General features: G+C 62.2%; 13 protein-coding genes and 1 CRISPR repeat array. Of the genes, 10 read left to right on the top strand and 3 right to left on the bottom strand.

Translation table 11 applies throughout. From position 1 onward, the window contains the following. Nucleotides 1-316: 316 nt before the first annotated feature. The 7 genes from casA to cas2e are packed head-to-tail and all read left to right on the top strand — an operon-like array spanning nucleotide 317 to nucleotide 6262. Nucleotides 317-1957: a type I-E CRISPR-associated protein Cse1/CasA gene (casA, locus tag ACMG4O_RS14820; protein WP_414434073.1), complete on the top strand. Its 1641-nt coding sequence runs from the start codon at nucleotides 317-319 to the stop codon at nucleotides 1955-1957. Beyond that, a complete protein-coding gene (gene casB, locus ACMG4O_RS14815) occupies nucleotides 1954-2556 on the top strand; it encodes a type I-E CRISPR-associated protein Cse2/CasB (protein WP_414434072.1) in 603 nt (200 codons plus the stop codon). Before casA ends, casB begins: the two co-directional genes overlap by 4 nt. Nucleotides 2557-2583: 27 nt before the next feature. Further along, the gene (gene cas7e, locus ACMG4O_RS14810) at nucleotides 2584-3621 is read left to right on the top strand and encodes a type I-E CRISPR-associated protein Cas7/Cse4/CasC (protein WP_414434071.1); all 1038 of its coding nucleotides are present in this window, start codon (nucleotides 2584-2586) and stop codon (nucleotides 3619-3621) included. A 9-nt stretch (nucleotides 3622-3630) separates the two neighbouring features. Then, nucleotides 3631-4353 (top strand): type I-E CRISPR-associated protein Cas5/CasD, encoded by a 723-nt coding sequence (gene cas5e, locus ACMG4O_RS14805; RefSeq protein WP_194855078.1) that lies wholly within the window; start codon nucleotides 3631-3633, stop codon nucleotides 4351-4353. Continuing rightward, nucleotides 4353-5048, top strand: coding sequence for a type I-E CRISPR-associated protein Cas6/Cse3/CasE (cas6e, locus tag ACMG4O_RS14800; RefSeq protein WP_414434070.1), 696 nt, complete (start codon nucleotides 4353-4355; stop codon nucleotides 5046-5048). Before cas5e ends, cas6e begins: the two co-directional genes overlap by 1 nt. Nucleotides 5049-5054: 6 nt before the next feature. Then, a complete protein-coding gene (gene cas1e / locus ACMG4O_RS14795) occupies nucleotides 5055-5972 on the top strand; it encodes a type I-E CRISPR-associated endonuclease Cas1e (RefSeq protein WP_414434069.1) in 918 nt (305 codons plus the stop codon). Nucleotides 5973-5974: 2 nt separating this feature from the next. After that, complete coding sequence (gene cas2e / locus ACMG4O_RS14790; RefSeq protein WP_194855081.1) at nucleotides 5975-6262, top strand: type I-E CRISPR-associated endoribonuclease Cas2e; 288 nt, start codon at nucleotides 5975-5977, stop codon at nucleotides 6260-6262. 112 nt (nucleotides 6263-6374) lie between these two features. Continuing rightward, nucleotides 6375-9769: a CRISPR direct-repeat array (repeat unit 29 nt; unit sequence GTGTTCCCCGCACCTGCGGGGATGAACCG). A gap of 251 nt (nucleotides 9770-10020) precedes the next feature. On the opposite strand, the gene ACMG4O_RS14785 is transcribed toward cas2e, so the two are convergent. Further along, the gene (locus ACMG4O_RS14785) at nucleotides 10021-10296 is read right to left on the bottom strand and encodes a SymE family type I addiction module toxin (protein ID WP_414434068.1); all 276 of its coding nucleotides are present in this window, start codon (nucleotides 10294-10296) and stop codon (nucleotides 10021-10023) included. A gap of 128 nt (nucleotides 10297-10424) precedes the next feature. Here ACMG4O_RS14785 and ACMG4O_RS14780 point away from each other — a divergent pair, with 128 nt between their 5' ends. The 3 genes from ACMG4O_RS14780 to ACMG4O_RS14770 all read left to right on the top strand — a co-directional run bounded on the left by ACMG4O_RS14780 (nucleotide 10425) and on the right by ACMG4O_RS14770 (nucleotide 11489). Next, nucleotides 10425-10787 carry a type II toxin-antitoxin system RelE/ParE family toxin gene (locus tag ACMG4O_RS14780; RefSeq protein WP_414434067.1) on the top strand — a complete coding sequence of 121 codons (363 nt, stop codon included), beginning with the start codon at nucleotides 10425-10427 and terminating at the stop codon, nucleotides 10785-10787. A gap of 5 nt (nucleotides 10788-10792) precedes the next feature. After that, nucleotides 10793-11080: a NadS family protein gene (gene nadS / locus ACMG4O_RS14775; RefSeq protein WP_414434066.1), complete on the top strand. Its 288-nt coding sequence runs from the start codon at nucleotides 10793-10795 to the stop codon at nucleotides 11078-11080. 160 nt (nucleotides 11081-11240) lie between these two features. Continuing rightward, entirely contained in the window at nucleotides 11241-11489 is a 249-nt protein-coding gene (locus ACMG4O_RS14770) for a hypothetical protein (RefSeq protein ID WP_142948023.1), read from the top strand. Here the strand turns inward: ACMG4O_RS14770 and ACMG4O_RS14765 are convergent. Together ACMG4O_RS14765 and ACMG4O_RS14760 are read right to left on the bottom strand one after the other, a co-directional pair. Beyond that, on the bottom strand, nucleotides 11473-12222 hold the full coding sequence (locus tag ACMG4O_RS14765; RefSeq protein ID WP_414434065.1) for an SGNH/GDSL hydrolase family protein: 750 nt from the start codon (nucleotides 12220-12222) through the stop codon (nucleotides 11473-11475). The two genes, ACMG4O_RS14770 and ACMG4O_RS14765, sit on opposite strands and share 17 nt — an antisense overlap. 13 nt (nucleotides 12223-12235) lie before the next feature. Next, nucleotides 12236-13858, bottom strand: a complete 1623-nt coding sequence (locus ACMG4O_RS14760; RefSeq protein WP_414434064.1) for a phytoene desaturase family protein — start codon at nucleotides 13856-13858, stop codon at nucleotides 12236-12238. Nucleotides 13859-14016: the final 158 nt, after the last annotated feature.

The following is a 14016-nucleotide window of genomic DNA, read 5'->3' as shown; positions in this document are numbered from 1 at the left end:
AAACGCGCTGGGAACAGGTGCGTTACCGCAGCGCGCGTTGGTAGCACCGGAAGGGTAGTTCTTAAGCGCTTTTCTGGCAATGCCTGTCGCGGTTGGAGCGAAACTCTGTTTCTAAGGAGGTGAGGGACATGGCCAGTAAAAAGCCACAAGTGATTTTCAGGCGATATATCACCCGAAAGGGTGAAGTGTTGGATGCCCGTGATTATGGGTACAAAGCATGGCCCATCCGCATAGGTGGTAAAGCCAAGTCCGGCAGGAAGCCCCGGAAGTAACAAAGGTGCCCAGGGATGGGCACTATTTCAAAAAGGAGTCGCACATGAATTTGCTAACCAGTCCATGGCTGCCATTCAAGCGCCGCGACGGTAGCCAGGAATTTCTTCCTGTCACCGCCATGGTGGACCCTGACATTGTCGATTTGGCTTTGCCGCGCGCGGATTTTCAGGGCGCGGCCTACCAATTTCTGGTTGGCCTGCTGCAAACGGCGATGGCACCGGAGGACAAGAGCGAGTGGGTGGCGTGGTATCAAACGCCGCCCTCCGCGAAGGCCTGCCTTGAAATGCTGGAAAAGTGGGCGCCAGCATTTGTGCTGGACAGTGGTAGCCCGGCGTTCATGCAAGATCGTGATGCATTAGCGGAAGAGAAAGCGACGGATATTGCCGCCTTGCTTATTGACTCCCCGGGCGCCTCTACCGTCAAGAATAACACCGATCATTTCGTTAAAGCGGGCCGGGTAGAGCATCTGTGCCTGGACTGCGCCGCTATAGCATTGTTCACCTTGCAAATTAATGCTCCGTCCGGCGGCAAAGGTCACAGGACCGGGTTGCGAGGCGGTGGCCCCCTCACCACTCTGGTGATGCCCGCCGACTCAACCCGCTCTCTCTGGCATCGGCTTTGGCTCAACGTTCTGGATACAGAGGACTGGGCTTACGAAAGGCCCAACCCTTCCGACGCCAAGGTTTTTCCCTGGCTTGGGGAAACCAAGATCAGTGACAAGGGCCAGGGTACTTATCCGGACGACGTTCACGCTTTGCACTCGTATTGGGCCATGCCTCGGCGTATGCGACTGAATATTGAGTCGGCGAGCTGTGAGTGTGATCTGTGTGGGCGGCATAGCGAATACTCTGTCTCGTCGCTGCGCACGAAGAACTATGGTTTTAACTATGATGGCCCCTGGACCCACCCTCTGACGCCCTATCGGTTTGACCCCAAGAAGCCGGAACAATTGCCCTATTCGCGCAAAGCGCAGACGGATGGACTGGGCTACCGGCACTGGGAAGCGCTGACCATGGAGGACAAGAAGGAGAAAGGCTTTCTGCCTGCGCGGGTGGTACTCGACTATGCGCTCAAGTGTGACACAGCGGATGACATGGATGTCGCGTTGCCGGTGGTCGCCGGCCTGTGGGCGTTCGGCTATGACATGGACAACATGAAAGCTCGATGTTGGTACGGCGCGCATATGCCGCTTCTGGCCCTGGACGAGGATGCCCGTGCTCTGGCGCAGCTCTGGCTGCGACAGATGATTGAGCTGACGGACAGTAGCGCTCGGTTGTTGCAAGCCCAGGTCAAGGAGGCCTGGTTCAGCCGGCCCAAGGATGCCAAGGGGGATGTGAGCTACATCGGTGCATCCCTATGGCAAGTCACCGAGCAAGCGTTTTATCAGCGCGTGATGGAATTGGGGGAGTTGTTGAGGAGTGATACGCCCCCGCAACGTTTTCCCGCCGAAATGGCGGCAAGTTGGTATCGCACCGTGACTCGTCAAGCGGCCTCTCTGTTCGATGAGTTGGCCCTTAGTGGTCCACCGGAACAGCTTGATATGAAACGCATCACCAAGGCGCGTAATGGCTTCCGGAAGAAACTCCATACCGGTAGGGAGGCGAAAGATCTCCGTAAGATTGGGCGCCTGGATGAAAAAGGTCAGCCTAAAGCGTCCAGGGAAAGACAAGGGGAAAGCGCATGAGCAGGAAATTCTATTACCTGAGAGACGACCAGGTTCGGAAAGTGGTCGCTACGTGGTGGGCACGTCTACATGGGATCGACAATAAGTCAGCTGCTCCACAACAGGCTAATCAGCGCGGTGCGCGCGCTGAATTACGTCGCAGCAAAAGTTTGGATGCGGTGCTTCTAACCGAGGGATTTCGGAACCTGTGGCAGGCGCTGCTCGAAACGGGACAGTGCCGGGAGCGGGACATGCTTGCCTGGGCCTGCGTTGCGGCGGCACTGGCGGAAGTACGCCAACAGCCAATGAACGAGAGCGCCACGTTTGCTCAATGCCTCGGCGCGCAAAAGGAACGAACCGGCAGACCCTACATGAGCGAACTACGCTTCGCTCAGCTGCAAAAAAGCCGTAGCGGCGATGATTTTCTGATGCGTGTGCGTCGTGCCCTGGCGTTGATCAACAAGACCGCCCCGGTGCTGTCCCTGTCGGACAATATTATGCATTGGTTTTACGAGCAAAGGGACAACCAGAACGCCCCGCCTACGGATCGCCTGGCGGTGCGCTGGGCGACAGACTATTTCACGGCGGTAAGCGCCTACGAAAAACAAACCCACAGTTGAGAAAGAGAAACACAAAGGACTGAAATCATGAGCACTTTTATTCAACTCCACCTTCTCACGTCTTATCCGCCGGCCAACCTGAACCGGGATGACTTAGGCAGACCGAAGACCGCTTTCATGGGCGGTGCCGAGCGGCTGCGGGTGTCCTCACAATCGCTCAAGCGGCATTGGAGAACCTCTGACCTGTTTCAAGAAGCCCTGGCGGGCAACCTGGGCATCCGTACTAAGCGGCTGGGCTTGGAAGTCATGCAGCGCTTGCTAGATGGCGGTGTCGCCGAAGGCAAAGCAAAAGATTGGGCAGGGAAGATTGCCGATGTGTTCGGCAAGCTGGAAAAAGACAGCGTCGAGCTGTCACAACTGGCTCATATCAGCCCGGAAGAGCGTCAGGCCGTGGATACGCTCACGGATGCCCTGATCGAAGAAAAGCGGGCCCCGAAAGATGAAGAACTGAATTTACTTAGAAAGAATCCCTCTGCGGCGGATATCGGGCTGTTTGGCCGAATGTTGGCGGATGATCCGGCTTTTAACGTGGAGGCCGCCTGCCAGGTGGCCCATGCCATCACCGTGCATCCGGTGGTGATCGAGGACGACTACTTCACCGCCGTAGATGACCTCAATAGCGGCGATGAAGACCGAGGCGCGGCTCACATCGGCGAAACCGGCTTTGCCGCCGGCCTGTTTTACAGCTATGTGTGCATCAACCGGGATCAACTGATCGATAATCTCCGTGGCGATGCGGAACTGGCGGATAAAGCCATTGCCGCTCTGTCGGAAGCGGCTATCAAAGTATCGCCAACCGGTAAACAGAACAGCTTTGGGTCACGTGCTTATGCGTCCTATGTGATGGCGGAGAAGGGTACACAACAGCCACGCTCGCTGTCAGTCGCGTTTCTTAAGCCGGTGCAGGGACAGGATCAGGCGGCGGAGGCCATTGCCGGCCTGGAAGAGCAGGCGCGACGCTTTGATCAGGTGTATGGCGACTGTGCCGATAAGCGATACAGTCTCAACGCCCATGCCGGTGAAGGCAGCTTCCAAGAGTTGATGGCATTTCTCAAAAACGACTAGGAGGGGCCCATGGAAGCGTTGATTTTCCAACTTTATGGCCCTCTGGCCAGTTGGGGGGCGCCGGCGGTGGGTGAGACTCGCCCGAGCTCCGATCATCCGGGCCGTGCCGCTTTGCTGGGCCTGCTGGCGTCGGCCCTGGGTATTCGCCGGGACGACGGACCGGGTCAGCAGGCGCTGGCCTCGTCAGTGCGGTTTGCTGTGAAGCAACACAGTGCCGGTCGCCTGATGCGTGATTACCACACCGTGCAGGTGCCCGGTAGAGACAAGAAGGCCCGCTACTTCACCCGTAAGGACGAATTGGCCGTGCCGAAGGACAAGCTCAACACGGTGCTTTCCAGCCGTGAATACCGCCAGGACGGACTGTGGCAAGTGGCGGTGCTGCTTAATGCACAAAGCGATTGGAGCCTGGACGAACTGGGAGGCGCTTTGCGCTCCCCGGTATTCATGCCTTATCTAGGCCGCAAAGCCTGCCCACTGGCAGCGCCCCTGGCCCCGCAAAAAGTCCAGGCGAATGGCCTTCGTGAAGCCTTTGCGGCGGTGCCGCCACGCATCTGCGACCAGCAGGGCCGCTGGCTCCATCTCCAAAACAGTGTGGATTTTTACTGGGAAGGCGATGCCGGTGACATTGCCGTGCAGGACACTCGGCAACCGACGGATGAAGTGATCAGCCGTGAGCGCTGGCAATTCGGCAGCCGCCAGGAGCATCACGCTCGGATCAGGGAGGAAAGCTGATGTACTTGTCCCGAGTCAGAGTGGCTACCCAGGGGCTGGATCGCCACGCCCTGGTGAAGCTTTTGTCCGGTGATGCCTATGCCAACCACCAATTACTATGGCGCCTGTTTCCGGAAGCCGAGTCGCGCCCGTTTTTGTTCCGGCAAGAGATGGAGAACGAGCAGCTCGATGCCGAGGTGGGGCCTCGAGGCTTGCCTCTCTTCTACGTCTTGTCGTCGCTCAAGCCGGACCCGCTGCCAGGGCTTTTACAGTGCGAGCCCAAACGCTTCGATCCTCGCCTGGCGGTGGGAGATCGGCTCCTGTTTCGGCTGCGTGCCAATCCCACGGTCACTCGTAAGGAGGCTGAGGGATCCAGAGGGCGTCGCCATGATGTACTTATGGACGCCAAGTGGCGATTCCGAAACGAGAGCGGTGTGGACCCCTGGAGCATTCGCCGTGCCATGGACGAAAGTGCGGAGCAATGGCTTCGGGCCCGCAGCACGGACTGGGGGTTTGAGCTGACCACGTCCCCTCAGCTTGGCGGCTACCGCCAGCACCAGTTACGGCGCAAAAAGCGTGAGATCCGCTTCTCCTCGGTGGATTACGAAGGTGTGATGACGGTGACCGATCCGGACCGGTTGCGGGATGCGCTGTTTCACGGCGTTGGCCGAAGCCGTGCCTTTGGTTGTGGCTTGTTCATGGTAAAGCGCGGCTAGCCAACGATGCCCTTCATACCCTTGAAGCCGATACCAATGAAGGAGCGGGTCTCCATGATGTTTGTGTCTTACGGCCGTATTGACGTGAAAGACGGCGCCTTCGTCGTGGTGGATGACGTCAATGGTGAGCGCATGCATATTCCCGTGGGTTCGGTGGCCTGCATCATGCTGGAACCGGGAACACGGGTGTCTCATGCGGCAGTAAAGCTGGCTGCCGTCACTGGGACGCTGCTGATCTGGGTTGGCGAGGCTGGCGTGCGCTTATACGCCAGCGGTCAGCCGGGCGGGGCTCGCTCCGATAAACTGCTCTACCAGGCTAACTTGGCACTGGATCCGGATTTACGGCTGAAGGTCGTCCGTAAAATGTTCGAGCTACGCTTCGGCGAGCCGGCCCCGGAGCGGCGTAGTGTGGATCAGCTACGGGGTATCGAAGGCGCACGGGTTCGCAAGACTTATCAGATGATGGCAAAGCAATATGGCGTACCCTGGCAAGGCCGACGTTACGACCCTAAGGAATGGGATAAAGCAGACGTGGCGAATCAATGCCTGAGCGCCGCCACAGCCTGCCTGTATGGTGTTACCGAGGCGGCTGTTTTAGCCGCGGGCTATGCACCGGCGGTTGGATTCGTGCACTCGGGGAAGCCACTCTCCTTCGTCTACGATATCGCCGACCTATTCAAGTTCGATACCGTGGTCCCGGCTGCTTTTCGCATCGCCGCTACCCGGCCCGCCACTCCGGATCGCGCTGTGCGTGTTGCTTGTCGGGATATTTTCCGACAGACCAAGCTGCTCAGACGCATCATCCCCGCCATTGAAGACGTACTGGCCGCCGGCGGCACCGAGCCTCCTCCGCCACCGGAGGATAGCCAACCACCCGCCATCCCTGAGCCTAAGTCGATGGCCGACAGCGGTCACCGGAGCTAGGCATGAGCATGCTAGTGGTCGTTACAGAGAATGTGCCGCCGCGCCTGCGCGGCCGGCTGGCGGTCTGGCTGCTGGAGATTCGCGCCGGTGTCTATGTCGGCGATGTCAGTAAACGGGTTCGCGAGATGATCTGGGAGCAAGCACAGGCGTTGGTCGACGACGGCAACGTCGCGCTTTGCTGGGCGACCAACACGGAATCCGGGTTCGACTTCCAAACCTGCGGCGAGAACCGCCGCGTTCCTATCGATCATGACGGCCTGCGGTTAGTGTCTTTCTTACCTGCTGAGTAGGCCTCCTTCCGCAGTTTTCGCTCCTTTAAAATATGGTCATTTATTGATCTAAGTGATTGGTGGATTTTTCTACCTGCATTTTCTTTAGTAAAAACAACCATCTACACTTGGAGTGTTCCCCGCACCTGCGGGGATGAACCGAACACCTGGCACGACGGCAACAGCGACCGGGTGTGTTCCCCGCACCTGCGGGGATGAACCGGTGGACCGGCTGTTCAAGACGCACACAGCGGAGTGTTCCCCGCACCTGCGGGGATGAACCGGGCGAGGACGTGCTGACGCTGGCGCAAAACGCGTGTTCCCCGCACCTGCGGGGATGAACCGTGACTTTCTCCGTGCTGCCGCGCATCGCTTACGTGTTCCCCGCACCTGCGGGGATGAACCGTAACCCTGATGCGGCGAAATCTCCTGGCCCACGTGTTCCCCGCACCTGCGGGGATGAACCGCTATCGCAAAAGCCAAAGCAGAGCGGTCTGAGGTGTTCCCCGCACCTGCGGGGATGAACCGATGTCGCCGTCTTCGTCTCGGATGTTCTCTCGGTGTTCCCCGCACCTGCGGGGATGAACCGCATCCAGCGCCCAGGTTCTGGCCGCCCTGGACGTGTTCCCCGCACCTGCGGGGATGAACCGATGAATTCAGTACCGTTATAGCCACGCAGATAGTGTTCCCCGCACCTGCGGGGATGAACCGATTCTGGACTGGTGAAGATCGGCAAAACTAAAGTGTTCCCCGCACCTGCGGGGATGAACCGTTCGCCCGTGGCGCGGTCTCGGACACGGCCACGTGTTCCCCGCACCTGCGGGGATGAACCGCTGATGGAGCAGAAAGAGGCCCAGATGCTCGCGTGTTCCCCGCACCTGCGGGGATGAACCGAGGCCGTGAAAGCCCGGACGGGCGCCGAGAACGTGTTCCCCGCACCTGCGGGGATGAACCGGTGTGTTCCTGACCCGTAACAACGTGGGCGCCGTGTTCCCCGCACCTGCGGGGATGAACCGGAGCATCGAGGATGTTCGACCAGATGACCTTGGTGTTCCCCGCACCTGCGGGGATGAACCGGTTTTCCACGAGAGCGTCGCGACGATCTCCAGGTGTTCCCCGCACCTGCGGGGATGAACCGCTTCGCCCCGCCCCGCCAAGAGCCCGCCCAGCGTGTTCCCCGCACCTGCGGGGATGAACCGAAATAGGGGACACCATCCCCGACCCCAAGACCGTGTTCCCCGCACCTGCGGGGATGAACCGGCAGCCAGGGACGCCGCCAACCCCTACCCGGAGTGTTCCCCGCACCTGCGGGGATGAACCGCGGAAACCCTGGTGCTCCACATCGACCAGCTCGTGTTCCCCGCACCTGCGGGGATGAACCGCTCACGAAAGACGACGCCCACGACCTGATGCGGTGTTCCCCGCACCTGCGGGGATGAACCAGGACCGCATCAGCCTAATTGGTACAGGGTGGACGTGTTCCCCGCACCTGCGGGGATGAACCGGTCGCTAACAGCGAGCGCACCGCCACCGCCGAGTGTTCCCCGCACCTGCGGGGATGAACCGCAAGACGTGTTGTACGGTGCGGATCATGGGAGGTGTTCCCCGCACCTGCGGGGATGAACCGGCCTGAGCGCCCCGCGTGTCGAATCTTGCGCCGTGTTCCCCGCACCTGCGGGGATGAACCGTCGCCGCCTTCACGAACAGCGCGGGCGCGGTGGTGTTCCCCGCACCTGCGGGGATGAACCGTACATCGGCTAGATTTTCTGCCCCCTAAATTAGTGTTCCCCGCACCTGCGGGGATGAACCGATTATCAATGGATACTGCTTGCCGACGACTACGTGTTCCCCGCACCTGCGGGGATGAACCGCACTCCATCGAGCAACTTAAAGACGTCAAAACGTGTTCCCCGCACCTGCGGGGATGAACCGCCTGATTGACACCGCCACCGGCGTGATCAGCGGTGTTCCCCGCACCTGCGGGGATGAACCGTGCTGTTCGAGCGGGGTCATGAGATCGAAGCCGTGTTCCCCGCACCTGCGGGGATGAACCGTTTGTTTTTCTCCTGCTGTTCGCAGTGATGATGTGTTCCCCGCACCTGCGGGGATGAACCGGTGATGGTTACGGGGTCGCCGCTGGTACACCAGTGTTCCCCGCACCTGCGGGGATGAACCGTTCTATGCTGAGCTGGTCGCAGAGGTCCGAACGTGTTCCCCGCACCTGCGGGGATGAACCGCCTTGAGGAGCGGAACGCCTTTGCCGACTTCTGTGTTCCCCGCACCTGCGGGGATGAACCGGTGGGCTATCCCTATGCCGATGACCTGTCATTGTGTTCCCCGCACCTGCGGGGATGAACCGCCCTACCACGACATGGCGCTCGGCGCTTCGGTGTGTTCCCCGCACCTGCGGGGATGAACCGGTCTCGCGTCCGATCTTCATGGGCATGCCCTCGTGTTCCCCGCACCTGCGGGGATGAACCGTCGGCAGCATCGAAGAGGCGCAGCGGCTGTTCGTGTTCCCCGCACCTGCGGGGATGAACCGTCCATGAGCCACACCGTGAGCATGGTCAACCAGTGTTCCCCGCACCTGCGGGGATGAACCGTCCAGTTCACCTGTAGCCTCGCTCCAGAAGGGGTGTTCCCCGCACCTGCGGGGATGAACCGCGGTCAGTGTCCGGATGATCTTTCAGATTAACGTGTTCCCCGCACCTGCGGGGATGAACCGGGCTGGGCAGCACTTTGACGGTGCCCGCGACTGTGTTCCCCGCACCTGCGGGGATGAACCGAGCCTTCAGCCGGGGGTGGCTCCTTCGGAGCCGTGTTCCCCGCACCTGCGGGGATGAACCTAGCTACCGGCGCCGACCGCGACCGCGATTGCGCTCCACGTGTTCCCCGCACCTGCGGGGATGAACCGTTTGTATTGGTGTGGGTCGGTGCCTTCCGGCAGTGTTCCCCGCACCTGCGGGGATGAACCGGTGTGTTCCTGACCCGTAACAACGTGGGCGCCGTGTTCCCCGCACCTGCGGGGATGAACCGCGGAACTCGACGCGGTGCGCGCTGAGGCCGCTGTGTTCCCCGCACCTGCGGGGATGAACCGCCGTCGGCGTTCGCCGCGCCGGACGACACCGAGTGTTCCCCGCACCTGCGGGGATGAACCGTAGACGGTTTCACTGTCGCTCGTTTCGACCTGCGTGTTCCTCGCACCTGCGGGGATGAACCGAGGGGTGAGCGATGAGTATCGCTTGGGGTAGGCGTGTTCCCCGCACCTGCGGGGATGAACCGCAGTCCCCGGAAGCCCGGTTCCGCCAGGTCCACGTGTTCCCCGCACTTGCGGGGATGAACCGTTCTGCTGGTCCGAGCAGTACGACGGCACCAAGTGTTCCCCGCACCTGCGGGGATGAACCGAACCCGAACGATGGGCAGATCGTCACGCCTAACGTGTTCCCCGCACCTGCGGGGATAAACCGGAGCACACCCACGAAGGGACTGTTTCAATTCAGTGTTCCCCGCACCTGCGGGGATAGGCCGGGCAGGATGAACGCCGGCGCGACGGTGATGCGCTGTTCCCCGGGCGGGCGGGGATAAACCGGTTCCTACGCTTCGCACAAGGCCTCGGATAGCGTCTCTGCATTGCTATGGGACATGTCTTTTTGGAACGTGGGGCTAGCCAGGTCTGGCTAAACTGGCTAGTGCGTGAGGTGCAGGGAGTAGACTTTGGGACCCGGTTGGGAGGTCGCCCGGGCGTCGACTGGCGATGCCCGAGCAGAAGGCATCCTCCCTCAGTTCACCACAGCGGTAAGCACGATCCGGCCCTCACTCACCTCCACATCCAGCAACGTGTCCGCGCCGAAGCCCGCTTCGCTCAGCCATTGCCCTCTCAAGAGCACGCGGGGCACGGCCGGCGGTGCCGGCTGGAAGCCTTGATAGGGTTTGAGGGGCACGCTGTCGCGGCTGCGGTGTACCTTCAGGGTGCGCCAATAGGGGAAGGGACGTGCTGGCTTCCCGGCGGGGCTTTCGGTGGCGCGATACTCTGGCATAACATTGCGCTCAGCCATAATAGACTCCTCACTAGTCTGTTGTGGTTAGCTGCTTTCGGGTGGGCCAACACCCGGAGGCAGCGCTTATTAATAACTCCCACCTTCCATCCAACACCAGAATACTGTTCGTATCAACAGTGTTTTTGGTGCTTGTCGGCATTGCATTTTGTACGCCATTGGCGTACATTTCCGCCATGATCTTTATTGAGACCCCGATATTTACCAAGCGCCTGCGCGGTCTTCTCGACGATGAGAGTTATGCCGATTTCCAGCAGGCGCTCGCTCGCCGCCCCGACATGGGCGATGTGATTCAGGGCACCGGCGGGCTCCGCAAGGTTCGGGTTGCATCCAGCGGGCGTGGAAAGCGGGGTGGCGCCAGGGTCATTTATTACTATTTCGTCTCGGCATCGCAGATTGCTTTATTGCTGATCTACCCGAAGAGCGAAAAGGATGACCTGAGCGTGGCCGAGCGCAGAGCGCTCAAGCAAATCATCGAACATTGGAGGTAATCACCATGAGCAAACTCTTTGATGACCTCATGGAAAGCGTCCAGCAAATGGACGAAATCCAGCGCGGGGAGCGTCAGCCTTCGCGCGAGTTCACCGTGGACGCGGTGCACGTGAAAGCCATCCGTCAGGCGACGGGGCTGACGCAGGCTAAATTCGCCAAAATGATCGACGTGCAGTTGGCGACACTCCGCAACTGGGAGCAAGGCCGCCGCGAGCCTACAGGCCCTGCCAAGGCGCTGCTGCGCGCCATTAAAAAGGATCCGCAGCACGTGCTCCGAGCCCTGGCCTCCTGAGATCGTTTAGTTAGTCCTCTCTTGCCGAACCCGCACATCCGCTTTACGCCGCCTGCCACGCTCTGCGACTCTTGGGGTTCCCCCTGAAGCGGCGATCTTCGCCGTGAAAATGGGGACGGATAACCATGAATAGCAGCAGCGCAAGGAAGGGAGCCCAGGGATGAAACTGAAATGTTGCAGCGGCTGCCGGTACGGCGACGCCAGGGCGAGACGCACGCCCTACGGCCCCGGAATCTGGTGCGCGCACCCGGACAACCAGGACGGTGTGCCGCAGGGTGTGCTGGACGCGGAGTCGGCGAGCGTGGTGTGCGCCTTCGGCGAGGCGTCTTCCGGCGGTGACCGGGAAGAGGCCGGGCGCAAGCCGGTGGTGAAAGTGCGCCGGCGTGTTCCGGTCACGGCGATCTCGTGACGTCCACTCCGGCGCCGCTGAACGGCGCCGGGCGCAGTTGGCCGGCGACCTGCTCGGCGATGTAGGCGTACCCCTTTTCCGAAGGGTGGTAGCCGTCTTCGGCCAGGCAGGCGGGGTCGGCGATCGCCGGGTAGGCCAGGTGGTGCACGCCGTGGAGCTGCGCCGCCAGGGTTTGCTGGGTGCGATCAAGCTGGGCCGCCCGCTGGCCCAGCAGGTCGCGCAGCGGCCGGGGCAGGGCGGTGAAGTGTTGCATCGGCGGCACCGCGAGCAGATACACCGGCAGGTCGGGCCGGTGCCGTCTCAGGGTGCCGATCAGGTCGGTAAGGTGCTGGCGGTAGCGGCTCGGGCGGGTGACGCCGGTGGTGTCGTTGACGCCCAGGCTGATAACGGCCAGGTCCGCCTCCGCCGGCGGCCGGGCGCCCAGATGCCGGTTGAGGCCCAGGGCGCGGATGCCGTTCACACCGATCACCTGCCAGGTAACCGTGTTCTGATGGCGAGCCGCCAGGGCACGGGCCAGATGCGCGCCCAGGCCTTGGCGGTGCTCGGCGACGCCGACGCCGGCGGCGGTGGATTCGCCGACCACCAGCAGCCGTAGCGGCGGCCCGTCGCCGCTGCCTTCGCGGCCCCGGTCGGCGCCGCCGGCCTCCGGCAGGCGCGGGGTGTCCCGGCGGGCGCGCCGCGCCTGAACGAACAGCAGCGGCGCCAGCAGCAGGCACATCAACCAGAAGCGCATGGTGTCCCCGGCTTCACACCAGCATGCGTTTGGCCAGCGGCAGCCCGCGCCGGCCGCTGATCGCCAGGGTGGTCATCAGGCCGCCGACCAGGGCGCCGCCCAGCCCGCAGGTGAGAATGTCCTGGCCGGTGAGATAGAGGCCGGGCACCTTGGTCTTCGGGCGCAGCCAGTCCTGTTCGAAGCGTTCCGGGTCGTGGTCCAGGCCGTAGATTTCGCCCTCCGGGTAGCGGCAGAAGTGGGCGGTGGAGAGCGGCGTGGACAGCTCGTAGTAGTCCAGGTGGTCGCGCAGGTGGGGGTGCTTCTCGAACAGCTTTTCCAGCAGCCGCTGGGAAAAATCTTCTTTTTTCGCTTCGTAGTCATCGCCGCGTTTGCCCCAGGGGGCGTCGGCCCAGCGCTGGTACCACTCGAACGGCGCGGCGGCGACGATCTCAATGGTGGCGCGGCCCGGGTAGCGGCGGGTGAAGTCCGGGTCCTTGGCGCTGGGGAAGGAGATATAGGTGAGCGGGATATCGTGGTGGTCCGGGTCGGCCAGGGCGCGGTCGAGCTGGCCTTCGTAGTCGTTGTCCGGATAGATCCAGTAGTTGGTTTTCGGCAGCCCCAGGTTCTCGGCGGTGTCGTTGAGGCCGATGTACAGGCAGGCGCTGGCCATGGCCCGCCGCACCTGCCCGAGCTGTTTCCGGTAGGCCGCGTGCTGCGGGGCGGTGTCTGGCAGCAGCTCGGTGAAGGTGTTGAACACGCCGGCGTCGCTGATCACCGTGGCCGCCCGCTCTTCATGGCCATCGGCCAGGCGCACGCCGACGGCGCGGCCGTTTTCGATCAGGATGTTGGTGACATCGGCGTAGGTGAACACTTCGCCGCCGCTTTGCTGGATCACCGGAATCACGTTGCGGGCGATTTCCGAGGCGCCGCCCACCGGGTAGTAGCCGCCGTACAGATAGTGGCGGGCGATCAGCGCATGGATCAAAAAGCTGGAGCGGGCCGGGGGCAGGCCGTTGTCGCCCCACTGCCCGGTGAGCACCGCGATCAGCTCCGGGTCGTCGGTGAGCTCGGCGAGCACCTCGCGGGTGGGGCGGTTGTAGCGGCCCAGGGCGCCGCGGTTCAGCGCCAGCCGCGTCACACGGGTAAGCGGCGTGGGCAGCAGCTTGCTGGCGGTGAACGGTTTGATGGCGCCGGCGGCTTTGTTCAGTGCCTTCATATAGGCGTCGATGGCGTCGTGCTGGTCGGGGAAGGCCCGTTTCAGCTCGGCGCGGAAGGCGTCGGGGCCGGCGACCAGGTCGTAGTGGCGGTCGCCGAGGAAAATGCGGTCGTAGCAGGCGTCCATGGGCGCCCACTGCAGCTTGCCGTCGGTGATGTGGTCGAACAGCCGGCGGCTGAGGGTGTGGCGGGCGCCCATGTCGCCGATGTAGTGGACGCCCACGTCCCACTCGTAGCCGTTGCGTTCGTAGCTGTGGGTGAAGCCGCCGGCGGTGTAGTGCTGCTCGAACACGGCCACCTTCTTGCCCAGCTTGCTGAGGCAGGCGGCGGCGCACAGGCCGCCGATGCCGGAACCGATCACCAGGACGTCATAGGGGCCGTCCAGGCGGTTGGCGCGGTAGCGGCGGCCGACGCGGATGGAACTGGGCTGCGGGCTGGGCATGGTGGGGGCGCTCCCTTGAAGTGTACAGCGTACACATTCGCCCAATCCAGCCGCCCGGTCAAGAGCGAGGTTTGTAGGAGCGGGCCCGGCCCGCGAAAGGGAGCGAAGCTCCCGGCAGGATCCCAGAGACCCTGGAAAGAGGGGCTTCAACCAAGCCT

Source organism: Alloalcanivorax venustensis, from assembly GCF_047495515.1.
Taxonomy (GTDB): Bacteria; Pseudomonadota; Gammaproteobacteria; order Pseudomonadales; family Alcanivoracaceae; genus Alloalcanivorax; species Alloalcanivorax venustensis.
The sequence above is the reverse complement of the archived record's forward strand: the minus strand, read 5'-3'. Positions and strand labels throughout refer to the sequence as shown.